The 21,851-nt window shown below is 53.8% G+C and carries 17 protein-coding genes and 7 tRNA genes; 5 read left to right on the top strand and 19 right to left on the bottom strand.

What is annotated here, in order from left to right; all coding sequences use genetic code 11:
- Positions 1–255: 255 nt before the first annotated feature.
- The 5 genes from lnt to miaB all read right to left on the bottom strand — a co-directional run bounded on the left by lnt (position 256) and on the right by miaB (position 5,861).
- Entirely contained in the window at positions 256–1,794 is a 1,539-nt protein-coding gene (gene lnt / locus BFV63_RS06160; protein ID WP_023315631.1) for an apolipoprotein N-acyltransferase, read from the bottom strand.
- Between the two features lie 5 nt (positions 1,795–1,799).
- Complete coding sequence (corC, locus tag BFV63_RS06165) at positions 1,800–2,678, bottom strand: CNNM family magnesium/cobalt transport protein CorC (RefSeq protein ID WP_003858679.1); 879 nt, start codon at positions 2,676–2,678, stop codon at positions 1,800–1,802.
- Between the two features lie 84 nt (positions 2,679–2,762).
- Complete coding sequence (gene ybeY, locus BFV63_RS06170) at positions 2,763–3,230, bottom strand: rRNA maturation RNase YbeY (RefSeq protein WP_003858677.1); 468 nt, start codon at positions 3,228–3,230, stop codon at positions 2,763–2,765.
- A complete protein-coding gene (locus BFV63_RS06175; protein WP_003858674.1) occupies positions 3,227–4,273 on the bottom strand; it encodes a PhoH family protein in 1,047 nt (348 codons plus the stop codon). The genes ybeY and BFV63_RS06175 overlap by 4 nt, the downstream gene beginning before the upstream one ends.
- A gap of 163 nt (positions 4,274–4,436) precedes the next feature.
- Positions 4,437–5,861, bottom strand: coding sequence for a tRNA (N6-isopentenyl adenosine(37)-C2)-methylthiotransferase MiaB (gene miaB / locus BFV63_RS06180; RefSeq protein WP_003858672.1), 1,425 nt, complete (start codon positions 5,859–5,861; stop codon positions 4,437–4,439).
- Positions 5,862–5,996: 135 nt separating this feature from the next.
- On the opposite strand from miaB, the gene ubiF reads away from it, so the two are divergent.
- Complete coding sequence (gene ubiF / locus BFV63_RS06185) at positions 5,997–7,172, top strand: 3-demethoxyubiquinol 3-hydroxylase (RefSeq protein WP_047054208.1); 1,176 nt, start codon at positions 5,997–5,999, stop codon at positions 7,170–7,172.
- A gap of 108 nt (positions 7,173–7,280) precedes the next feature.
- Here ubiF and BFV63_RS06190 read toward each other — a convergent pair.
- From BFV63_RS06190 to nagB, 12 genes are all read right to left on the bottom strand, one after another.
- Positions 7,281–7,355 (bottom strand) — tRNA-Gln (locus BFV63_RS06190).
- Between the two features lie 34 nt (positions 7,356–7,389).
- Positions 7,390–7,464, bottom strand: a tRNA-Gln gene (locus BFV63_RS06195).
- Between the two features lie 41 nt (positions 7,465–7,505).
- Positions 7,506–7,582 (bottom strand) — tRNA-Met (locus BFV63_RS06200).
- A gap of 17 nt (positions 7,583–7,599) precedes the next feature.
- Positions 7,600–7,674, bottom strand: a tRNA-Gln gene (locus BFV63_RS06205).
- 32 nt (positions 7,675–7,706) lie between these two features.
- Positions 7,707–7,781, bottom strand: a tRNA-Gln gene (locus BFV63_RS06210).
- Positions 7,782–7,804: 23 nt separating this feature from the next.
- A tRNA-Leu gene (locus BFV63_RS06215) sits at positions 7,805–7,889 on the bottom strand.
- Positions 7,890–7,897: 8 nt separating this feature from the next.
- Positions 7,898–7,974, bottom strand: a tRNA-Met gene (locus BFV63_RS06220).
- 225 nt (positions 7,975–8,199) lie between these two features.
- Positions 8,200–9,864, bottom strand: a complete 1,665-nt coding sequence (gene asnB, locus BFV63_RS06225) for an asparagine synthase B (protein WP_003858669.1) — start codon at positions 9,862–9,864, stop codon at positions 8,200–8,202.
- 250 nt (positions 9,865–10,114) lie between these two features.
- Positions 10,115–10,867, bottom strand: a complete 753-nt coding sequence (nagD, locus tag BFV63_RS06230) for a ribonucleotide monophosphatase NagD (RefSeq protein ID WP_003858667.1) — start codon at positions 10,865–10,867, stop codon at positions 10,115–10,117.
- Positions 10,868–10,912: 45 nt separating this feature from the next.
- Complete coding sequence (nagC, locus tag BFV63_RS06235; RefSeq protein WP_003858665.1) at positions 10,913–12,133, bottom strand: DNA-binding transcriptional regulator NagC; 1,221 nt, start codon at positions 12,131–12,133, stop codon at positions 10,913–10,915.
- Between the two features lie 8 nt (positions 12,134–12,141).
- Positions 12,142–13,290 (bottom strand): N-acetylglucosamine-6-phosphate deacetylase, encoded by a 1,149-nt coding sequence (nagA, locus tag BFV63_RS06240; protein WP_069597466.1) that lies wholly within the window; start codon positions 13,288–13,290, stop codon positions 12,142–12,144.
- A gap of 55 nt (positions 13,291–13,345) precedes the next feature.
- A complete protein-coding gene (gene nagB / locus BFV63_RS06245) occupies positions 13,346–14,146 on the bottom strand; it encodes a glucosamine-6-phosphate deaminase (RefSeq protein WP_003858663.1) in 801 nt (266 codons plus the stop codon).
- 325 nt (positions 14,147–14,471) lie between these two features.
- On the opposite strand from nagB, the gene nagE reads away from it, so the two are divergent.
- The 4 genes from nagE to chiQ all read left to right on the top strand — a co-directional run bounded on the left by nagE (position 14,472) and on the right by chiQ (position 20,477).
- Positions 14,472–16,421: a PTS N-acetyl glucosamine transporter subunit IIABC gene (gene nagE, locus BFV63_RS06250; RefSeq protein WP_003858662.1), complete on the top strand. Its 1,950-nt coding sequence runs from the start codon at positions 14,472–14,474 to the stop codon at positions 16,419–16,421.
- Between the two features lie 169 nt (positions 16,422–16,590).
- Complete coding sequence (gene glnS / locus BFV63_RS06255) at positions 16,591–18,258, top strand: glutamine--tRNA ligase (RefSeq protein WP_003858661.1); 1,668 nt, start codon at positions 16,591–16,593, stop codon at positions 18,256–18,258.
- 447 nt (positions 18,259–18,705) lie between these two features.
- Positions 18,706–20,103: a chitoporin ChiP gene (gene chiP, locus BFV63_RS06260; protein WP_023315635.1), complete on the top strand. Its 1,398-nt coding sequence runs from the start codon at positions 18,706–18,708 to the stop codon at positions 20,101–20,103.
- A 47-nt stretch (positions 20,104–20,150) separates the two neighbouring features.
- On the top strand, positions 20,151–20,477 hold the full coding sequence (gene chiQ, locus BFV63_RS06265; protein ID WP_045350624.1) for a ChiQ/YbfN family lipoprotein: 327 nt from the start codon (positions 20,151–20,153) through the stop codon (positions 20,475–20,477).
- A 91-nt stretch (positions 20,478–20,568) separates the two neighbouring features.
- Here chiQ and fur read toward each other — a convergent pair whose 3' ends face one another.
- Both fur and fldA read right to left on the bottom strand, forming a co-directional pair.
- Complete coding sequence (fur, locus tag BFV63_RS06270) at positions 20,569–21,015, bottom strand: ferric iron uptake transcriptional regulator (RefSeq protein ID WP_003858655.1); 447 nt, start codon at positions 21,013–21,015, stop codon at positions 20,569–20,571.
- A 291-nt stretch (positions 21,016–21,306) separates the two neighbouring features.
- Positions 21,307–21,837: a flavodoxin FldA gene (fldA, locus tag BFV63_RS06275; RefSeq protein ID WP_003858653.1), complete on the bottom strand. Its 531-nt coding sequence runs from the start codon at positions 21,835–21,837 to the stop codon at positions 21,307–21,309.
- Positions 21,838–21,851 lie beyond the last annotated feature (14 nt).

Below are 21,851 nucleotides of genomic sequence, written 5' to 3' on the forward strand. Positions count from 1 at the left end.
TTGCTGCGTTATTGTTTATTTTTGCGAAGCGCGCCGCACCATTCAGAGGCAAAATCCCTCGTTGCACCATTTCGGTGCTACCGATGATCTACGCTGGTGCGACAAGGTTGCACGTTAAGCCAGACAGCGTTGATGTAATTAAACAAAGCAACAGGCGTGCCAGAATTGAAGTTTGGGAGGAAATTGTCGGGTGGCGCCGGCGCCGGAGAGCAGGCCGGGTAAGGCGTAGCCGCCACCCGGCAATAGAAGGTAAGGTTATTTACGACGCTGACGCAGGCTCATCAGCACTGCGCCAAAGCCGAACAGCACGGTCAAAATCCACAGCGGCCAGTTCCCGGTGCGCGCGTAAGGGGTGAGCCCGGTAGTTGGCGTGACGTTAGTAGTCAGCACCTCACGGGTAAATTGCGGGATCATGGCCTGGATTTCACCCTGCGGACCAATCACGGCGGTAATGCCGTTATTGGTGCTGCGCAGCAACGGACGCGCCAGCTCCAGAGAACGCATTCGCGCCATCTGGAAGTGCTGCCACGGACCAATCGATTTACCGAACCACGCATCGTTTGAGATGGTCAGCAGATAGTCGGTGTCCGGGCGGAAATTATCGCGCACCTGCTCGCCGAGGATAATCTCGTAGCAAATGGCGGCCGTCAGGGCAAAACCGTGCGCATGCAGCTGCGGCTGAACGTAAGGGCCCCGGCTGAATGAGGACATCGGCAAATCAAAGAACGGTGCCAGTGGGCGCAGAATAGACTCCAGCGGAACAAATTCGCCAAACGGTACAAGGTGGTTTTTGTTGTAACGATTGGTGGAGGTATAGCTGTATTCGCTGCCCTTACCGAGCGTAATGATCGTGTTGTACGTGTCATAGCGGTTCTGCTGATTGAGACGCGCATCCACAATTCCGGTGATCAGCGTACTGCCGCGTGCGCGCAGCAGATCGTCCATCATCTTCAGGAAGGGCTGCTGATTGATCTCCAGGTCTGGGATCGCAGACTCAGGCCAGATGATGAGCTGCGATTTGCCCATCACCTTTTCAGTGGCGTTGGCGTAGATTTTCAGCGTGTTCAGCAGCTGATTCTCATCCCATTTCAGGGACTGCGGGATATCGCCCTGGACCAGAGAAACCTGCGTGGCGCGCGCGGGCTCCAGCGTAAACCACTGGATATAACGCAGCGGGAAGGGCAGGGCAAACAGGATTAACGCGGCAACCAGCGGCTTCCAGTTACGTGTCACCAGGGCCAGCACCAGCAGGCCGCTGACGATCATCAACAGGAAGTTGATGGCTTCCACGCCCATGACCGGGGCCAGGCCTTTCAGCGGGCCGTCTACCTGGCTATAGCCGAACTGCAACCACGGGAAGCCGGTCAGTACCCAGCCGCGCAGAAATTCGGTGATTTGCCAGACAACGGGTGCCGCTATCGCCACGCGCAGCCAGGTCGTTTTTGGCCACAGGCGAGACAGGATGCCCGCGAACAGGCCAGTGTAGAGCGAAAGATAGGCGGCGAGCAGCACAACCAGGAAGACGTTAACCGGCCCCGGCATTCCGCCAAATTGCGCGATACTGACGTAGACCCAGTTGATACCAGAGCCAAACAGTCCCAGCCCCCAGAAGTAGCCGATGGCCGCGGCCTGTACCGGACGACGGTTCAGGGTAAGCCCCTGTAGCCCCATCAGGGAGAGAATAGCGGCTGGCCAGATATCGTAAGGAGAAAAAGCCAGCGTACCGCTGGCTCCGAGTAACAGCGCCAGCAGCAAACGGACGCGCTGGCGTTCAAAGAGTGGGGCAAATGCCATTTACATTAATCTTCCAGTTTTGGCACCGGTGAGTCGTCCGGCATTCTGACGTGAACCTGAATAATACGTCGGCTGTCAGCCATTGCGACCTTGAACTGGTAACCATCGATGTCAACGGTTTCACCGCGGGCCGGAAGATGGCCGAAGGCCTGCATCACCAGACCACCAATGGTGTCCACTTCTTCATCGCTGAAGCTGGTGCCAAAGGTATCGTTGAAGTCTTCAATGGAGGCCAGCGCGCGCACGGTCCAGGTGTGGCGGCTCAGCTGACGGAAGTCGATATCCTCTTCTTCGTCATACTCGTCTTCGATTTCGCCCACGATCAGCTCAAGGATGTCTTCGATTGTGACCAGACCGGAAACGCCACCAAATTCATCAATAACAATCGCCATGTGATAGCGCTGGGAGCGAAACTCCTTCAGCATCCGATCCACACGCTTACTTTCCGGCACAACCACGGCCGGGCGTAACACCTTTTCCATACTGAAGGCTTCGGCATCGCTGCGCATAAACGGCAGCAGATCTTTCGCCATCAAAATCCCTTCAATGTGATCTTTATCTTCGCTGATGACCGGGAAACGTGAGTGAGCCGATTCGATAATCACATCGAGGCACTCGTCCAGCGTCTGGTTGCGTTTCAGGGTAATCATCTGCGAGCGGGGGATCATGATGTCGCGGACGCGCTGGTCGGCGATGTCCATCACCCCTTCGAGCATTTCGCGCGTATCTTCGTCGATAAGGTCGTTCTGCCCGGAATCACGAATCAGCTCCAGCAGTTCATCACGGTTTTTCGGTTCGCCGTGGAAAAGCTGGTTCAGAATGAGGGAGAAAAATCCCTTTTTAGTGGTTGTCGTGTCGCTACTGTGTGAATTGTCGTCGCTCATGGCGTTTGTTAAGGGTTCTCTTGTTAGTTCAACGTTAACCGCCGCGCTATGTCCCTGCGCGGCGGCATGGTAGTCAGTGACTGACTATTCTTTCTCGGCAATGTACGGATCCTCATAGCCCAGAGCAAGCATTATCTCTGTCTCGAGGGATTCCATCTCTTCCGCTTCGTCATCTTCAATATGGTCGTAACCCAGAAGATGCAGGCTACCGTGCACCACCATGTGTGCCCAGTGCGCTTCCAGCGGCTTTTGCTGCTCTTTGGCTTCCTGCTCAACCACCTGACGGCAGATGATCAGATCGCCCAGCAGCGGCATCTCAATGCCCGGAGGGGCTTCGAACGGGAAAGAGAGCACGTTGGTCGGCTTATCTTTCCCGCGGTAGGTCAGGTTGAGCTCATGGCTTTCTGCTTCATCCACCAGGCGAATCGTGACCTCTGATTCTTCCTGAAACTGGGGGATAACGGCATCCAGCCATTTCTGAAACTGTGCCTCTTCTGGCATGCCGGAATTATCTTCACAGGCCAGCTGTAAATCGAGGATCACCTGACTCATTTCTGTTCATGCTCCTGCGCTTCGCGCTTACGTTCTGCGGCCAGTTCGGCCCTGCGCTTCTGATCTGCCTCTTCCCAGGCCTCATAAGCGTTAACGATACGCGCGACCACCGGATGGCGTACCACGTCTTCACTGTGGAAGAAGTTGAAGCTGATTTCCTCTACCTCGGCCAGGACTTCGATGGCGTGACGCAGACCCGATTTGGTGTTACGCGGCAGGTCAATCTGGGTGACGTCACCGGTGATAACCGCTTTCGAGTTAAAGCCAATACGCGTCAGGAACATCTTCATCTGTTCGATAGTGGTGTTCTGGCTCTCATCCAGAATGATGAACGCGTCGTTAAGCGTACGGCCACGCATGTAGGCCAGCGGGGCCACTTCAATCACGTTACGCTCGATGAGCTTTTCAACTTTCTCGAAGCCGAGCATTTCGAACAGCGCGTCATACAGCGGGCGCAGATACGGGTCGACCTTCTGGCTCAGATCGCCCGGCAGGAAGCCCAGTTTTTCACCGGCTTCAACAGCAGGGCGGGTCAGCAGGATACGGCGGATCTCCTGACGCTCAAGCGCATCGACCGCAGCAGCAACGGCCAGATAGGTTTTACCCGTACCCGCCGGGCCCACGCCGAAGGTGATGTCATGGTCGAGAATATTGGCGATGTACTGCGCCTGGTTCGGGGTACGAGGCTTAATCACGCCGCGTTTAGTTTTGATGTTGATGGCTTTGCCATAGTCCGGCACGCTCTCCGCGCTCTGCTCAAGCACGCGCGCCTCTTTGATGGCCAGGTGGATCTGTTCAGGTTCAATGTCCTGGATCTCACCGCGCATCGGGGCGGTATCAACATACAGGCTGCGGAGAATATCTGCCGCGGCGTTGACGCAGATTGGGCGTCCGGTGAGTTTGAAATGGTTATCGCGACGATTGATTTCGATACCCAGACGTCGCTCCAGTTGTTTGATGTTGTCATCAAACGGCCCGCACAGGCTCAGCAGGCGAGCGTTGTCTGCGGGCTCAAGGCTAATTTCACGCGTATCTATGTTCAAACTGTTCCTCTTTAATTGGTTAACTGACCTGTGGCCACACGGCGTAATAAAACGGTCATTACCGAAATTATTCACGCCACAGAATAAAGGCGCAAGCGTTGCGGTAGATATTGGGGGTGATGAGAGGAAATACAAGGCCTGCCGGACAGGCAGGCCAGGAGGATCACGGCTGGTAAATACCTACGCCAGAGTCGTTGACCTTGCGGGTGCGAGAGATAACGGATTCCGGAGTCTGTGCAATTCGCAGACCCATTTCATCCTCAGTGCGTACCACCTTCCCGCGCAGCGAGTTCGTGAGCACTTCGACAATCTCGACGTCCACAAACTTACCGATCATGTCCGGGGTGCCTTCAAAATTCACCACGCGGTTATTTTCGGTTCGACCAGACAGTTCCATGATGCTCTTACGGGAGGTGCCTTCCACCAGAATACGCTGGACAGTGCCGAGCATGCGACGACTCCAGGCGTTGGCCTGCTGGTTGATACGCTCCTGTAGAATATACAGACGCTGCTTTTTCTCTTCTTCCGGTACATCATCAACCATATCGGCCGCAGGGGTGCCCGGGCGCGCAGAGAAGATAAAGCTGTAGCTGACGTCGAAATTCACCTCGCCGATGAGCTTCATGGTGCGCTCGAAGTCATCAGCGGTTTCGCCAGGGAAGCCGACGATAAAGTCGGAGCTAATCTGGATATCCGGGCGCGCTTCACGCAGCTTGCGGATGGTGGACTTATACTCCAGCACCGTATGTGGACGACCCATCAGGTTCAGCACGCGGTCAGAGCCGCACTGGATAGGCAGGTGCAGGAAGCTCACCAGCTCTGGCGTATCGCGATAGACGTCAATAATGTCGTCGGTAAATTCCATCGGATGGCTGGTGGTAAAGCGAATGCGGTCGATGCCGTCAATCGCCGCCACCAGACGCAGCAGTTCAGCAAAGCTGCCGGTGGTGCCGTCGTAGTTTTCCCCGCGCCAGGCGTTCACGTTCTGCCCCAGCAGGTTCACTTCGCGAACGCCCTGCGCGGCAAGCTGCGCGATTTCAAACAGGATATCGTCTGCCGGGCGGCTCACTTCTTCACCGCGGGTGTAAGGCACCACGCAGTAAGTACAGTATTTGTTGCAGCCTTCCATGATGGAGACGAAGGCGGTCGGGCCATCAGCGCGCGGCTCTGGCAGACGGTCAAATTTCTCGATCTCCGGGAAGCTCACGTCAACCACCGGGCTACGGCTGCCGCGAACCTGATTAATCATCTCTGGCAGGCGGTGCAGGGTCTGAGGGCCAAAAACGATATCCACATAGGGGGCTCTCTGGCGGATCAGCTTACCTTCCTGCGATGCGACGCAGCCACCCACGCCAATGATCAGGTCCGGATTTTTCCGTTTGAGAAGCTTCCAGCGGCCTAACACATGAAAGACTTTTTCCTGTGCTTTTTCACGAATTGAACAGGTGTTCAGCAGCAGCACATCGGCTTCTTTCGCATTTTCAGTCAGCTGGTATCCGTGGGTGGTATCCAGCAGATCGGCCATCTTCGATGAATCGTATTCGTTCATCTGACAGCCCCAGGTTTTTATATGGAGTTTTTTAGTCATCGACTTGCTCAGCTCAGGATTGCAAGCCGCGTATTGTAATGCTTTGGTGCGGTTGTGACCAGTATGAAGGTTGTCAACCTCAGGGCCGCAAAAATCCGGTAAACTTAAGGCATTCTTCAATAAGGAATAGTGACCATGACACTCCTGAACACCGAAGTTGCCGTTGTTGGCGGCGGTATGGTCGGCGGCGCACTGGCGCTGGGGCTGGCGCAGCAGGGATTTGACGTAACCGTTATTGAACAGGCGGCTCCGCCGGCATTCGATCCTGCCAGCCAACCGGACGTGCGTATTTCCGCCATCAGCGCGGCCTCTGTTGATCTGCTTCGCGGGCTGGGCGTCTGGGAGGCGGTGCTGGCGATGCGCGCGCATCCTTACAGCCGTCTCGAAACCTGGGAGTGGGAAAATGCTCACGTGTCGTTTGATGCCGCCGAGCTGAAACTGCCGCGCCTGGGCTATATGGTGGAAAACAACGTGCTCCAGCAGGCACTCTGGCAGGCGCTGGAGGCGCACCCGAAGGTGACGCTGCGCGTGCCGGACTCGCTGAAAGGCCTGCATCGTCATGAGGGCGGGTATCTCCTGACGCTGGACAACGACGATGAGCTGGCCGTGAAGCTGGTGGTGGGGGCGGATGGCGCGAACTCGCAGGTCAGGCAGATGGCAGGCATTGGGATCCATGCCTGGCAGTACCAGCAGTCCTGCATGCTGATCACCGTTCAGTCAGCAAACGCGCCGGGCGAAAGCACCTGGCAGCATTTTACGCCGAACGGCCCGCATGCATTCTTACCGCTGTTTGATAACTGGGCTTCGCTGGTGTGGTACGACAAACCGGCGCGCATTCGACAGTTGCAGGGGCTGTCCATGGATCAGTTGCAGCGCGAAATCCGCCAGCACTTCCCGAGCCGTCTGGGCAACGTGACCCCGGTTGCCGCCGGCGCATTCCCGCTGATGCGACGCCATGCGTTGCAGTATGCCCGTGAAGGACTGGTGCTTGTGGGGGACGCGGCGCACACCATTCATCCGCTGGCGGGGCAGGGGGTGAATCTGGGATACCGTGACGTCGATGCGTTACTGGATGTGCTGGGTAACGCTCGCGCCCACGCGGAAGCCTGGGCCAGCCATCAGGTTCTGAAGCGCTACCAGACGCGCCGTATGGCGGATAACTTCATTATGCAGTCGGGGATGGATCTGTTCTATGCCGGGTTCAGCAATGATGTTGGTCCGGTGCGTATAGTGCGCAATATTGGATTGATGGCAGCGGAACGTGCCGGTGGTCTGAAGCGTCAGGCCCTGAAGTACGCCCTCGGACTCTGATCTTTATTCCCTCTCCCCGTGGGAGAGGGTTAGGGTGAAGGCATCAGGCCGCACTATTCTGAACAACAAAAACAAAAAAGCCCGCAGAGCGGGCTTGTTTGTTTAAAGTGGCTGGGGTGCAGGGATTCGAACCCCGGAATGCTGGTATCAGAAACCAGAGCCTTACCGCTTGGCGACACCCCAATTGCGTTAAACAAACTGCTTAACGACTTTAAAGTGGCTGGGGTACGAGGATTCGAACCTCGGAATGCCGGAATCAGAATCCGGTGCCTTACCGCTTGGCGATACCCCAACAATGTTCAGTTTACCGAATCGTATTCGATAACGTAAATATGGTGGCTACGACGGGATTCGAACCTGTGACCCCATCATTATGAGTGATGTGCTCTAACCAACTGAGCTACGTAGCCAGTACTGCAATCTTCGATGGCTGGGGTACCTGGATTCGAACCAGGGAATGCCGGTATCAAAAACCGGTGCCTTACCGCTTGGCGATACCCCAATACCGCGGAGAACCGCATGATCGAAGAAATATGGCTGGGGTACCTGGATTCGAACCAGGGAATGCCGGTATCAAAAACCGGTGCCTTACCGCTTGGCGATACCCCATCCGTGCAACGCTTACCTGGGAATGGTGCGGGAGGCGAGACTTGAACTCGCACACCTTGCGGCGCCAGAACCTAAATCTGGTGCGTCTACCAATTTCGCCACTCCCGCAAAAAAGATGGTGGCTACGACGGGATTCGAACCTGTGACCCCATCATTATGAGTGATGTGCTCTAACCAACTGAGCTACGTAGCCATCTTTTTTTCGCGTTACCTTATCGGCGTTGCGGGGCGCATTATGCGTATAGACCCTTGCAGCGTCAACACCTTTTTCAATGAAAATAGCCGGAATGTGACTGTTTGGTTAGGTTGCGAACAGCGAGGCCGAATATTCGACAATTATTGGTTATTAATCGATTTTATGCCGGGAAAAGAGAGGCAAAAAAATCAGGCCCCGGAGGGCCTGATTATAGTCTGGACATTATTTATAAGCAGACTGGTGAACGCCCACCGCGCGTCCTGACGGATCGTTCATCGCTTTGAAGGATTCATCCCATTCAATGGCTTTAGCAGAAGAGCAGGCGACCGAAGGACCACCCGGTACGCACTCGGCTGCGCTTGGAACCGGGAACAGCTCCTCAAAGATCTCACGGTACAAATACGCCTCTTTCGAGGCTGGCGTGTTGTACGGGAAACGGAAGCTCGCAGTTTCCAGTTGTTGATCAGAAACCTGTTTCGCCGCCACCTCTTTCAGGGTGTCGATCCAGCTGTAGCCTACGCCATCGGAGAACTGCTCTTTCTGACGCCACGCCACGCTCGCCGGCAGGTAGGATTCAAAACATTCACGCAGGATATGTTTCTCCATTTTGCCGTTGCCGCACATTTTGTCCTGTGGGTTGATGCGCATCGCCACATCGAGGAATTTCTTATCGAGGAACGGCACGCGGGCTTCCACACCCCAGGCGGACATCGCTTTGTTGGCGCGCGCGCAGTCAAACATGTGCAGTGCCTGTAGCTTACGCACCGTTTCTTCATGCAGCTCTTTGGCGTTCGGTGCTTTGTGGAAATAGAGGTAACCGCCAAACACTTCGTCAGAACCCTCGCCGGAGAGCACCATCTTGATGCCCATCGCTTTGATCTTTCGCGACATCAAATACATCGGCGTGGAGGCGCGAATGGTGGTCACATCATAGGTTTCAATGTGATAGATCACATCGCGGATCGCATCCAGACCTTCCTGTACGGTGAAGTGAATTTCATGGTGCACCGTGCCAAGATGGTTCGCCACTTCCTGGGCGGCTTTCAGGTCAGGTGCCCCTTCCAGACCCACGGCAAAGGAGTGCAGCTGTGGCCACCAGGCTTCAGAGCGCTCCTGATCTTCCACGCGACGTGCGGCGAATTTCTTGGTGATCGCGGAGATCACGGAGGAGTCCAGACCGCCGGAGAGCAGTACACCGTAGGGGACATCTGACATCAGGTGGCTTTTCACTGACTCTTCCAGCGCCTGACGCAGTTCCGCTTTGTCCGTCACGTTGTCTTTCACCGCTTCATAATCAAACCAGTCGCGCTGGTAGTACGGGCGGATCTCGCCGTCCTGGCTCCACAGGTAGCTACCTGCCGGGAACTCTTTGATGGTGCGGCATACCGGTACCAGGGCTTTCATCTCTGAGGCAACGTAGAAGTTACCGTGTTCATCGTGTCCCATGTACAGCGGGATAATACCAATATGGTCGCGGCCAATCAGGTAAGCGTCTTTTTCGCTGTCGTACAGGGCGAAGGCGAACATACCTTGCAGGTCGTCGAGGAACTCCGGGCCTTTCTCCTGATACAGCGCCAGGATCACTTCGCAGTCTGAGCCGGTCTGAAACGCGTAGCGATCGCCGTACTCAGCGCGCAGCGCCTGATGGTTGTAAATTTCACCGTTAACAGCCAGCGCGTGCGTTTTTTTCTCGTTATACAGCGGCTGTGCGCCAGCGTTGACATCAACAATGGAGAGACGTTCGTGAGCCAGAATCGCTTTATCGCTGGCGTAAACGCCTGACCAGTCCGGACCGCGATGGCGCATCAGGCGGGACAATTCGAGTGCTTTTTTACGCAGTTCGCCCGCGTCAGTTTTAATATCCAGTACGCCAAAAATAGAACACATAACCTTCTCCGTTAACCCTGTTGCGTTGTGATGTTGCTTGCTTATGAAAATGCCGCAAAAAGGGGAGGGGGCGCAAGCGTTTTACCGATGAAAACGTAAAAAGTGCAATGGCAATTGCCGAATCTTAAAAAAAGAGTATGCCTTAAGCGATTCTATTGATGATTTCTCAATGAAGAGCTGATTTCGTTAGATGAAGTGATGTTTTCAGACAGCAGAAATGAAAAACCACGCCCTGAGGCGTGGTTCTGAATCAAATAACGTCGATTTCGTCGACAGAGGGGTAAATCCAGCTTGGCCGGAACGGCATCGTATCAATGTCATCAAGCTGTGAAACGCCAGAAAGCACCAGGATGGTTTCAAGCCCCGCCTGGAAGCCAGCAAGAATATCGGTACGCAGGTTGTCGCCCACAATGACGGTTTCTTCTGAGTGTGCCTGCATCGTATTCAGTGCGGCGCGGATAATCCACGGGCTCGGTTTACCGACAACAAACGGCTTACGGCCCGAGATTTTTTCGATACCGGCACACAGCGCACCGCAGGCGGGATAAAAACCGCGACCGTGCGTGTCCGGGTTGGTGGCGATAAAACGCGCACCGTTGGCGACAAAGTAGGCTGCCTTATGCATCATCTCCCAGTTAAAGGAGCGCGTTTCGCCCACGATGACAAAGTCCGGGTTCACGTCGGTGATGGTGAAGCCCGCTTTATACAGCTCGTGGATCAGCGCACCTTCACCAACCACATAGGCTTTTTTGCCTTCCTGACGCTTCAGGAAATCCGCGGTCGCCATCGCAGAGGTATAAAACACGCTGTCCGGGACGTTGACGCCCGCAGTAGCAAAGCGGTTTGCCAGATCCTGACCAGTCTGTGAAGGGTAGTTCGTGAGAAGAACCAGTGGCATTCCTTTGTCGATGATGCGGTGAAGAAACTCCGCAGCACCCGGCACGGCAACGTTGTCGTGCATCAGCACGCCGTCGATATCACAAATTACATTCTTAATGGTCATGGACAATCCGACATCAAAAAAAGAAGGCGTTACTATAAGATCCGATCAGGATTCCAGCAAATGTTGCAGCAGGATCCCGTTCAGCATGGCACGTTTTACCAGGGCGAATGCGCCAATTGCCGAGCGGTGATCGAGCGTAGATCGCACCACCGGCAAATTCTGGCGAAATGCCTTCAGCGCCTGGGTATTGATGCAGCCTTCAATGGCGGGCAGTAACACTTTTTCGGCTTCAACGATCTCGCCGGCAATCACCACCTTTTGCGGATTAAACAGGTTGATGGCAATGGCGATGGTCTTACCCAGGTGGCGTCCTACCTGTTCGATCACTTCGCAGGCCAGCGCATCGCCTTTGTTTGCCGCTTTGCAGATGGTGCCGATCTTACAATCGTCCAGCGTGACGCGGCTCTGGTAACCCTGCTCCAGCAGATGGCGAACGCGATGTTCAATGGCGGCGTTGGCGGCAACGGTTTCAAGACAGCCAAAATTACCGCAGTGGCAGCGCTCGCCAAGCGGTTCCACCTGGATATGACCAATCTCGCCTACGTTACCGTTACGACCAATAAAAATGCGGCCATTCGAGATGATGCCCGCACCTGTACCACGGTGAACGCGCACCAGAATAGAGTCTTCGCAGTCCTGGCTCGCACCAAAGTAGTGCTCCGCCAGCGCCAGCGAGCGAATATCGTGACCAACAAAGCAGGTCAGCTTGAAGCGCTTTTCCAGCGCCTCAACCAGCCCCCAGTTCTCTACCTTAATATGCGGCATGTAGCGAATAACGCCGCTTTCCGGGTCAACCAGGCCGGGCAAAATCACCGAGATGGCGATGAGTTCACGGATCTTGCGCTGACAGCTTTCGATAAACTGCGCAATGGTATTCAGTAACGCATGTTCAAGCGTCTCCTGCGTGCGCTCAGGAAGGGGGTAATGCTCTTCGGCAATGGCCTTGCTGCTCAGGTCGTAGAGCGTAAGAGTGGTGTCATGACGTCCTAAGCGAACGCCAATGGCCTGAAAATTGCGGGTTTCCGTGACGATGGAAATCGCGCGGCGGCCCCCGGTGGAGGCCTGCTGATCGACTTCTTTGATCAGGCCGCGCTCAATAAGCTGACGTGTAATTTTTGTCACGCTGGCGGGAGCAAGCTGGCTTTGTTCGGCTATCTGAATGCGTGAGATTGGCCCGTGCTGGTCAATCAGGCGATAAACTGCCGCGCTGTTAAGTTGTTTAACGAGATCGACATTACCGATTTGAGCTTGTCCGCCTGGTGTCATACTTTTACTTACTCAGTGACGACCTCGTTACCATTAACGATGGTCTTAATAATTTTATAATCGTGTGTGAACGCCGTCAGGTTTGCAACCATACCTGGCGCAATACCACCGAGCTGTTTATCGACGCCAATGGCGCGCGCCGGATAAAGCGTGGCCATGCGCAGCACTTCCTCAAGCGCGATGCCGCAATGTTCAACGAGGTTACGTACCCCTTCGATCATCGTCAGAGAAGAACCGCTCAGCGTGCCGTTCTCATCCACACACAGTCCATTCCGGTAGTATATTGTTTTACCAGCAAAAATGAACTGCTCAATATTCGCTCCTGCCGGAGCGGTAGCATCCGTCACCAGGCAGAGCTTGTCGCCTTTCAGGCGTTTGGCGTTGCGGATGTTGGTGTAATCGACATGCAAGCCGTCGGCGATAATGCCGCAGTAGACGTCTGGTTCATCCAGAATTGCGCCAACCAGTCCCGGTTCGCGGCCAGTAATATAGGGCATCGCGTTATAAAGGTGTGTGGCAAATGTAATGCCTGCGCGGAAACCGGCCTTCGCCTCTTTCAGCGTCGCGTTCGAATGGCCCGCAGATACCACAATCCCGGCGGCGGCCAGTTTGCTGATAACGTCCGTGCCGGTCATTTCCGGGGCCAGCGTCACTTTGGTGATCACATCGGCATTGGCGCACATGTAATCCACCAGCTCGGCATCCGGTTTGCGCACGTAGTTTGGGTTATGGGTGCCTTTCTTGACCATATTCAGCCAGGGCCCTTCCAGGTGCAGGCCCAGCGCCTGATTCGGATGTTTTGCCAGGTATTCGCGCATGACGCGGATACCCTGTTTCATCAGGTCATCGCTGCTGGTGATCAGCGTTGGCAGATAGCTGGTGCAGCCCGATTTCTCGTTGGCTTTCTGCATAATTTCCAGCGTTTCAACCGTCACCGCTTCTGCGGTATCGTTAAACTGGACACCGCCGCAGCCGTTAAGCTGTACGTCGATGAAACCGGGGGAGATTACAGCTCTATTGAGTGAACGCTGTTCGATCTCCGTCGGCAGTTCCGCCAGCGGGCAAACACGTTCAATCAGGCCATTGGCGATTACAATCGCATGGTCATCCAGAATTTCATGGCCGGTATAAATCCGACCGTGAGTTAAAGCGTACATATCGACCCCCGGTTAAAAAAAGCGACCGCCCCGGATAAAAGAGGCGGTTATTCAATTACAGACCTTTGATGTTCTCAGCTTCCAGCTCGTTGAAGTATTTCAGCGTTTTCACTTTCAGCTCCATGGTGGACGGTTCGTCACACACGACAACCGCTTTTGGATGCAGCTGTAAGCAGCTGATCGTCCACATATGGTTCACGTTGCCTTCAACGGCAGCCTGAAGCGCTTGCGCTTTCACCGCGCCCAGCACCAGAATCATCACTTCTTCGGCATCCAGCAGCGTGCCCACGCCCACGGTCAGCGCGTATTTAGGCACCTGATTGACGTCGCCGTCAAAGAAGCGGGAGTTAGCCACGCGCGTATCATGGGTCAGCGTTTTAATACGGGTACGGGAAGCCAGTGAAGATGCCGGTTCGTTGAACGCGATATGACCATCGTTGCCTACGCCGCCCATAAACAGGTGGATTTTACCGTAGGAACGGATTTTTTCTTCATACTGACGGCATTCTGCGTCAATATCAGGCGCGTTTCCATTCAGCAGGTTAATGTTTTCAGCCGGAATATCAACGTGATCGAAGAAATTACGGTGCATAAAGCTGTGGTAACTTTCCGGATGTTCCTTTGGCAGGCCGACATATTCGTCCATGTTGAAGGTCACAACGTGTTTAAAGCTTACCTGGCCCGCTTTGTGCATTTCAACCAGAGCTTTATAAGCGGTCAGGGGCGTGCCGCCGGTTGGAAGACCGAGAACGAAAGGACGATCGGCTGTTGGTTTGAACGCGTTGATGCGGTTAACGATATGACGAGCAGCCCATTTTCCGACTTGTTCAGCTGTTGCCAGGGGAATCAGTCTCATTATTCACCTCTAAAGTTTAAGTAAAAGTGGGCGGATGATTAGTGCAACCTGAACTAAGCGTAACCTGGAACCTTTCAGGCCGGATCAATCCGTCTTGATTTTTTGAATGATAAAATAAGTTTTCGTCGTTAGCCAGTGACAGGGAGGGTTTAATACGATATTTGGTGACAATAATCACAAAAAATAGGTGTTTAATTTGCGATACGAATTAATTTTTCACACACTCACACTGCCAGTGAATCATCAACTGTATCTATCGTTCGTGACACAATAAAAACATAGTTTATGCGCGAGTCTTAACAAAGGGTCTCGTAGGGGGAATAGGATGAATATTTTAGGTTTTTTCCAGCGCCTCGGTAGGGCTTTGCAGCTCCCTATCGCCGTGCTACCGGTTGCAGCATTGCTGCTGCGATTCGGGCAACCCGATCTTCTTAACGTGCCGTTTATTGCCCAGGCAGGCGGCGCAATTTTTGACAACCTGGCGCTGATTTTCGCCATCGGTGTGGCGTCAAGCTGGTCAAAAGACAGCGCGGGTGCCGCGGCACTGGCAGGGGCTGTCGGTTACTTCATCCTCACGAAAGCGATGGTAACCATCAATCCTGAAATCAACATGGGTGTGCTGGCAGGTATCATTACTGGCCTGGTGGGTGGCGCCGTGTACAACCGTTGGGCAGGTATCAAACTTCCTGACTTCCTGAGCTTCTTCGGCGGTAAACGTTTTGTGCCGATTGCGACGGGCTTTTTCTGTCTGATCCTCGCCGCCATCTTTGGCTACGTTTGGCCACCGGTGCAGCATGCTATCCATGCGGGTGGCGAGTGGATCGTGTCTGCGGGCGCAATGGGTGCGGGCATCTTCGGTTTCATTAACCGTCTGCTGATCCCAACCGGTCTGCATCAGGTACTGAACACCATCGCCTGGTTCCAGATTGGTGAGTTCACCAACGCGGCCGGCGCGGTATTCCACGGTGATATCAACCGCTTCTACGCAGGCGACGGCACCGCGGGCATGTTCATGTCTGGCTTCTTCCCAATCATGATGTTTGGTCTGCCTGGCGCGGCGCTGGCAATGTACCTGGCTGCGCCGAAAGCGCGTCGCCCAATGGTTGGCGGGATGCTGCTGTCCGTTGCGATCACCGCCTTCCTGACCGGCGTGACCGAGCCACTGGAATTCCTGTTCATGTTCCTGGCTCCGCTGCTGTATCTGATGCATGCGATCCTGACCGGTATCAGCCTGTTCGTCGCCACCCTTCTGGGTATCCATGCTGGCTTCTCCTTCTCCGCAGGCGCCATCGACTATGTGTTGATGTACAACCTGCCGGCGGCAAGCAGCAACGTCTGGATCCTGATGGTGATGGGCCTGATCTTCTTCGTTATCTACTTCGTTCTGTTCAGCGCGGTTATTCGTATGTTTAACCTGAAGACGCCTGGCCGCGAAGATACGAAAGATGATGTTGTGACCAGTGAAGCCAACAGCAATACCGAAGAGGGTTTAACCCAACTGGCAACCAGCTACATTGCCGCTGTGGGTGGCACCGACAACCTGAAAGCGATCGATGCCTGTATTACCCGTCTGCGTCTGACCGTAGGTGACTCCGCGCGCGTGAGCGATGCAATGTGCAAACGCCTGGGTGCGTCTGGTGTGGTGAAACTGAACAAACAAACCATCCAGGTTATCGTGGGTGCGAAAGCCGAATCTATCGGCGATGAAATGAAAAAAGTGGTTGCCCGTGGGCCGGTCGCTGCCGCCTCAACGGATAACGCGCCAGTGGCTGACGCGCCGGTTGCAAAACCGCAGGCTGTGCCAAACGCGGTGACCATCGCTGCGCTGGTTTCTCCGGTGACAGGTGACGTTGTTGCGCTTGAACAGGTGCCTGACGAAGCGTTCGCCAGCAAAGCGGTCGGTGACGGCGTGGCGGTGAAACCAACGGACAAAACTGTGGTCTCTCCGGCTGCCGGTACTATCGTGAAAATCTTCAACACCAACCATGCGTTCTGCCTGGAAACGGAAAAAGGCGCGGAGATCGTTGTCCATATGGGTATCGATACCGTTGCGCTGAACGGCCAGGGCTTTACTCGCCTGGTGGAAGAGGGTGCTGAAGTGGCGGCAGGCCAGCCGATTCTGGAAATGGATCTGGACTTCCTGAATGCCAACGCGCGCTCCATGATAAGCCCGGTCGTGTGCAGCAACATCGACGACTTCAGCGGTCTGGTGATCCAGGCGCAGGGGCAGGTAGTTGCAGGCCAGACGCCACTGTATGAGATTAAAGGCAAGTAATCGCTCCTGAGTAGAGTTATGCCTTTAGCGGCGGGGGATATCCTCCGCCGCTTTTTTTTGCAGCAATTGCCCCCATTATTTTCTTCCGGGACGTTTTAAGGGTTGTCACTACGTCCGGCTTATAAGATCATATGCCGTTATACGTTGTTTACGCTTTGAGGAATCCACGATGAGTGAGGCAGAAGCCCGCCCGAGTAACTTTATTCGTCAGATCATCGATGAAGATCTGGCCAGTGGTAAGCACACCACAGTCCACACGCGTTTCCCGCCGGAGCCAAATGGCTACCTGCACATTGGTCACGCCAAATCGATCTGCCTGAACTTTGGTATTGCGCAAGATTACCAGGGGCAGTGCAACCTGCGTTTCGATGACACCAACCCAGTAAAAGAAGACATCGAATACGTTGAGTCGATAAAAAACGACGTGCAATGGCTGGGCTTCAACTGGTCTGGCGATATCTGCTACTCCTCAGACTATTTCGATCAGCTGTATGCCTACGCGGTTGAACTGATTAACAAAGGTCTGGCATACGTCGACGAATTGTCAGCTGACGAAATCCGTGAATACCGCGGTACGCTGACTCAGCCTGGTAAAAACAGCCCGTTCCGCGATCGTAGCGTGGAAGAGAACCTGGCGCTGTTTGAAAAAATGCGTGCCGGTGGCTTCGAAGAAGGTAAAGCGTGTCTGCGTGCCAAAATCGATATGGCGTCTCCGTTCATCGTGATGCGCGATCCGGTGCTGTACCGCATTAAGTTCGCTGAACACCACCAGACCGGTAACAAGTGGTGCATCTACCCGATGTACGACTTCACCCACTGCATCAGCGATGCGCTGGAAGGCATTACGCACTCTCTGTGCACGCTGGAATTCCAGGACAACCGTCGTCTGTACGACTGGGTGCTGGATAACATCACCATTCCTGTGCATCCGCGTCAGTACGAGTTCTCTCGTCTGAACCTGGAATACACCGTGATGTCCAAGCGTAAGCTGAACCTGCTGGTCACTGACAAGCACGTTGAAGGCTGGGACGACCCACGTATGCCGACCATCTCTGGCCTGCGTCGTCGTGGCTACACCTCCGCCTCCATTCGTGAGTTCTGCAAACGTATCGGCGTCACCAAGCAGGACAACACCATCGAAATGGCGTCTCTGGAATCCTGCATTCGTGAAGACCTGAACGAAAACGCGCCGCGCGCGATGGCGGTGATCGATCCAGTGAAACTGGTTATCGAAAACTATCCGCAGGGCGGAAGCGAACAGGTCTCGATGCCTAACCATCCGAACAAACCGGAAATGGGCATCCGCGACGTGCCGTTCAGCGGTGAAATCTGGATCGATCGCGCCGACTTCCGCGAAGAAGCGAACAAGCAGTACAAGCGTCTGGTGCTGGGCAAAGAAGTGCGTCTGCGTAACGCATATGTGATCAAAGCCGAGCGCGTAGAGAAAGATGCGGAAGGTAACATCACGACCATCTTCTGTACGTACGACGCAGAGACGCTGAGTAAAGATCCGGCGGATGGTCGTAAAGTAAAAGGTGTAATCCACTGGGTGAGCGCGCAGCATGCGCTGCCGGTTGAGATCCGTCTCTACGATCGTCTGTTCAGCGTGCCTAATCCAGGCGCTGCGGAGGACTTCCTGGCGGTCATTAACCCTGAGTCTCTGATTATCAAGCAGGGGTATGCCGAGCCGTCTCTGAAAGCCGCTGAAGCCGGTAAAGCGTTCCAGTTTGAACGTGAGGGTTACTTCTGCCTGGACAGCCGTTACAGCACGGCAGAAAAACCGGTATTTAACCGTACCGTCGGTCTGCGTGATACCTGGACTAAGATCGGCGAATAATAACGCTGCTCTGGTCAATGAGAAACAAACGCCGCGTAATGCGGCGTTTTTTTATTTAACGATCATGTCGTTAAGCATCGGGATAATCATTTAAACCCAACATTCCAGGTCAATGTGGTGCTACTTATTTTATTTAAAAAAAGTTTGTTGTTTTCCAAAAACAGAAACACTGAAAAATATATTCACAATATCAATGTTACTTACTGAAAATCAGCGCATTCCCCCGCCAGTACTCGCTTCCCGGTAAATGTTACAAAGCACTACGAAATATGTGCTCTTCGTCATAATCCTGACTTTTGCCTGATTAAAAGCATTGATAATTCGCGTCGCGAAAAATAACCTAAAGACGGTAGTTAATTCGAGGGTATTTCTGACTACCCCTGACCACTTGGTCTTTTCTGTTTTTCGCCGTTTAAGGCGTTTTAATTCGTCAAAGAGGAATAATCTATGCGTACGTTCAGTGGCAAACGTAGTGCGCTGGCGCTGGCTATCGCCGGTGTGACAGCAATGTCGGGCCTGGTGGTTGCGCCAGAGGCAAAAGCAGCAGGTTTCATCGAAGATTCCACCCTCACGGGCGGTATTTATTACTGGCAGCGTGAGCGTGACCGTAAAGACGTCACTGAAGATAAATACAAAACCAACCTTTCTCACTCGACCTGGAACGCCAACCTTGATTTCCAGTCGGGATATGCCGCCGATATGTTCGGGATCGATATTGCAGCGTTCACCGCAATTGAAATGGCCGAAAATGGCGACAGCGGCCATCCGAACGAAATTGCGTTCTCCTCCAGCAATAAAGCCTACGACGAAGACTGGTCCGGCGATAAAAGCGGAATCAGCCTGTATAAAGCGGCTGCAAAATTCAAATATGGTCCGGTCTGGGCGCGCGGAGGTTATATCCAGCCAACCGGTCAGACGCTGTTAGCGCCGCACTGGAGCTTTATGCCAGGCACCTATCAGGGGGCGGAAGCCGGTGCTAATTTTGACTACGGCGATGCGGGGGCGTTGAGCTTCTCCTATATGTGGACCAACGAGTACAAAGCGCCGTGGCACATTGAGATGGACAAGTTCTATCAGAACGATAAAAAAACCAAAGTTGATTATCTCCACTCGCTGGGAGCGAAGTACGACTTTAAAAACGATCTGGTGCTGGAAGCTGCATTTGGTCAGGCTGAAGGCTATATCGATCAGTACTTTGCTAAAGCCAGCTACAAATTTGATATCGCGGGTAGCCCGCTGAGCACCAGCTATCAGTTCTACGGTACGCGCGACAAGGTCAGTGATGGCAGCGTAAATGATATCTATGACGGCACCGCGTGGTTACAGGCGCTGACCTTCGGCTACAAGGTAGGTCAGGTTGATTTGCGTCTGGAGGGAACATGGGTCAAGGCAGAAGGGCAGCAGGGTTACTTCCTGCAACGTATGACGCCTACCTACGCCTCCTCTAACGGTCGTCTGGATATCTGGTGGGATAACCGCTCTGACTTTAACGCCGACGGCGAAAAGGCGGTCTTCTTCGGGGCAATGTATGACCTGAAAAACTGGAACCTGCCCGGCTGGGCAGTGGGAGCATCCTACGCGTACGCCTGGGATGCGAAGCCCGGGGATATGGCAACGCCAGACGCGTACTACGATCCGAACTACCGTCTGAAAGAGTCTTCATACAGTCTGGATGCGATTTATACCCTTCAGGAGGGCCGTGCGAAAGGCACGATGTTCAAACTGCACTTCACCCAGTATGACAACCACTCCGATATCCCGAGCTACGCGGGCGGCTACGGCAACATCTTCCAGGATGAACGTGACGTGAAATTCATGGTCATTGCGCCATTTACCATCTTCTGAGGAATGCTGCGGCGGGCGGTGTCCCGCCGTTATGGAGACTGAACATGATGAATAAAAGGGTAATCGTTGCGTTGCTGACCTTCGGGCTGGTGGCATGCGCGCAGGATCAGGTGCCGAAAGAGGACTCCCGTCTGAAAGAGGCCTACAGCGCGTGCATCAATACCGCACAGGGTTCACCTGAGAAGATTGAGGCCTGTCAAAGCGTGCTGAACGTGCTGAAAAAAGACAAAGCCCATGAGCAATTCGCCACGCAGGAAAACGTTCGCGTAATGGATTACCAGGCCTGTATTCAGGCGCGTAAAACCGGTAACGATCAGGAAGTGGCGAAGCGTTGCGATAAGATCTGGAACGAGATACGCAATAACAATAAATAAGTTGCTTTACGCCCGGTGGCGCAGCGTCACCGGGCTTTTTTCAGGCAAAAAAAAGCCAACCTCACGGCTGGCTCAGAGTATGAACACTCACTTATTTTGCGTCGTGCGCATGTTCATTTTCGCGGCAATCACCTTCAGCACAGTGACCGTACAGGTACAGGCTGTGGTTGGTCAGGCGGATGCCATGACGGGCGGCGATTTCACGCTGGCGCGATTCAATGGAATCATCGCTAAATTCAATGACCTTGCCACAGTCGAGGCAGATCAGGTGATCGTGGTGGTGCTGCTGAGTCAGCTCGAACACGGATTTACCGCCTTCGAAATTATGACGAGTAACAATGCCCGCGTCATCAAACTGGTTCAGCACACGATAGACGGTTGCCAGCCCAATCTCTTCACCCATATCGATAAGACGCTTATAAAGGTCTTCCGCACTGACATGGTGATTGTCTGGCCCCTGAAGCACTTCAAGGATTTTTAACCGAGGAAGCGTTACTTTCAGGCCAGCTTTCTTTAATGCGGTATTGTTGTCAGTCATGCGGAATCTGTCCTGTTGCTAAACGATTCACTTCAAAAGAAGAAGTGACAGAAAATGCACTTGGGATAATGCGTCTCATTATAGAACTGCCATGGCTAAATGAAAACTGCAAGTCTCAAGCAAAGTATGCTTATAAAAACGTGGTATCACCAACAAACTTGTTCGATGGCACCCACTTTTTACCAGGGGGATATTGTACAGGTCTGGGCGAAAAAGTTAAAAGTTTGTAGCAATTAATTTAATCGGTTTTACCTGGAAAACGGGCGCAACCGGAGTTGCGCCGCAGGGATATCAGGCGTTAAGGATATCGTCCAGGTTCAGCTCTTCACGAACCTGCTTAACCCATTTTTCTACACGCTCAGCGGTCAGCTCTGGCTGACGGTCTTCATCAATGGCCAGGCCAACGAAGTGATCGTCATCTGCCAGACCTTTGGAAGCTTCGAAATGGTAACCCGCCGTTGGCCAGTGACCGACGATCGCCGCACCGCGTGGCTCAATGATGTCGCGAATAGTGCCCAGCGCATCACAGAAATACTCAGCATAGTCTTCCTGATCGCCACAGCCAAACAGGGCAACCAGCTTGCCGTTGAAGTCTACTTCTTCCAGCGTCGGGAAGAAATCGTCCCAGTCACACTGTGCTTCACCGTAGTACCAGGTGGGGATGCCCAGCAGCAGGATGTCATAGCCCTCGAGATCTTCTTTGCTGCTCTTGGCGATGTCATGCACATCAGCAACGTCTTTACCGAGCTGTTTTTGAATGTTTTTTGCGATATTTTCAGTATTGCCGGTATCACTGCCAAAGAAAATGCCGATGATTGCCATGAGTAAAATAACCT

This window comes from Enterobacter hormaechei subsp. xiangfangensis (genome assembly GCF_001729785.1).
Classification (GTDB): domain Bacteria; phylum Pseudomonadota; class Gammaproteobacteria; order Enterobacterales; family Enterobacteriaceae; genus Enterobacter; species Enterobacter hormaechei_C.

Coding starts and splice junctions, on each gene's coding strand:
- lnt (WP_023315631.1), bottom strand. CDS start 1,794: ATGGCATTTGCCCCACTCTTTGAACGCCAGCGCGTCCGTTTGCTGCTG.
- corC (WP_003858679.1), bottom strand. CDS start 2,678: ATGAGCGACGACAATTCACACAGTAGCGACACGACAACCACTAAAAAG.
- ybeY (WP_003858677.1), bottom strand. CDS start 3,230: ATGAGTCAGGTGATCCTCGATTTACAGCTGGCCTGTGAAGATAATTCC.
- miaB (WP_003858672.1), bottom strand. CDS start 5,861: ATGACTAAAAAACTCCATATAAAAACCTGGGGCTGTCAGATGAACGAA.
- ubiF (WP_047054208.1), top strand. CDS start 5,997: ATGACACTCCTGAACACCGAAGTTGCCGTTGTTGGCGGCGGTATGGTC.
- asnB (WP_003858669.1), bottom strand. CDS start 9,864: ATGTGTTCTATTTTTGGCGTACTGGATATTAAAACTGACGCGGGCGAA.
- nagD (WP_003858667.1), bottom strand. CDS start 10,867: ATGACCATTAAGAATGTAATTTGTGATATCGACGGCGTGCTGATGCAC.
- nagC (WP_003858665.1), bottom strand. CDS start 12,133: ATGACACCAGGCGGACAAGCTCAAATCGGTAATGTCGATCTCGTTAAA.
- nagA (WP_069597466.1), bottom strand. CDS start 13,290: ATGTACGCTTTAACTCACGGTCGGATTTATACCGGCCATGAAATTCTG.
- nagB (WP_003858663.1), bottom strand. CDS start 14,146: ATGAGACTGATTCCCCTGGCAACAGCTGAACAAGTCGGAAAATGGGCT.
- nagE (WP_003858662.1), top strand. CDS start 14,472: ATGAATATTTTAGGTTTTTTCCAGCGCCTCGGTAGGGCTTTGCAGCTC.
- glnS (WP_003858661.1), top strand. CDS start 16,591: ATGAGTGAGGCAGAAGCCCGCCCGAGTAACTTTATTCGTCAGATCATC.
- chiP (WP_023315635.1), top strand. CDS start 18,706: ATGCGTACGTTCAGTGGCAAACGTAGTGCGCTGGCGCTGGCTATCGCC.
- chiQ (WP_045350624.1), top strand. CDS start 20,151: ATGAATAAAAGGGTAATCGTTGCGTTGCTGACCTTCGGGCTGGTGGCA.
- fur (WP_003858655.1), bottom strand. CDS start 21,015: ATGACTGACAACAATACCGCATTAAAGAAAGCTGGCCTGAAAGTAACG.
- fldA (WP_003858653.1), bottom strand. CDS start 21,837: ATGGCAATCATCGGCATTTTCTTTGGCAGTGATACCGGCAATACTGAA.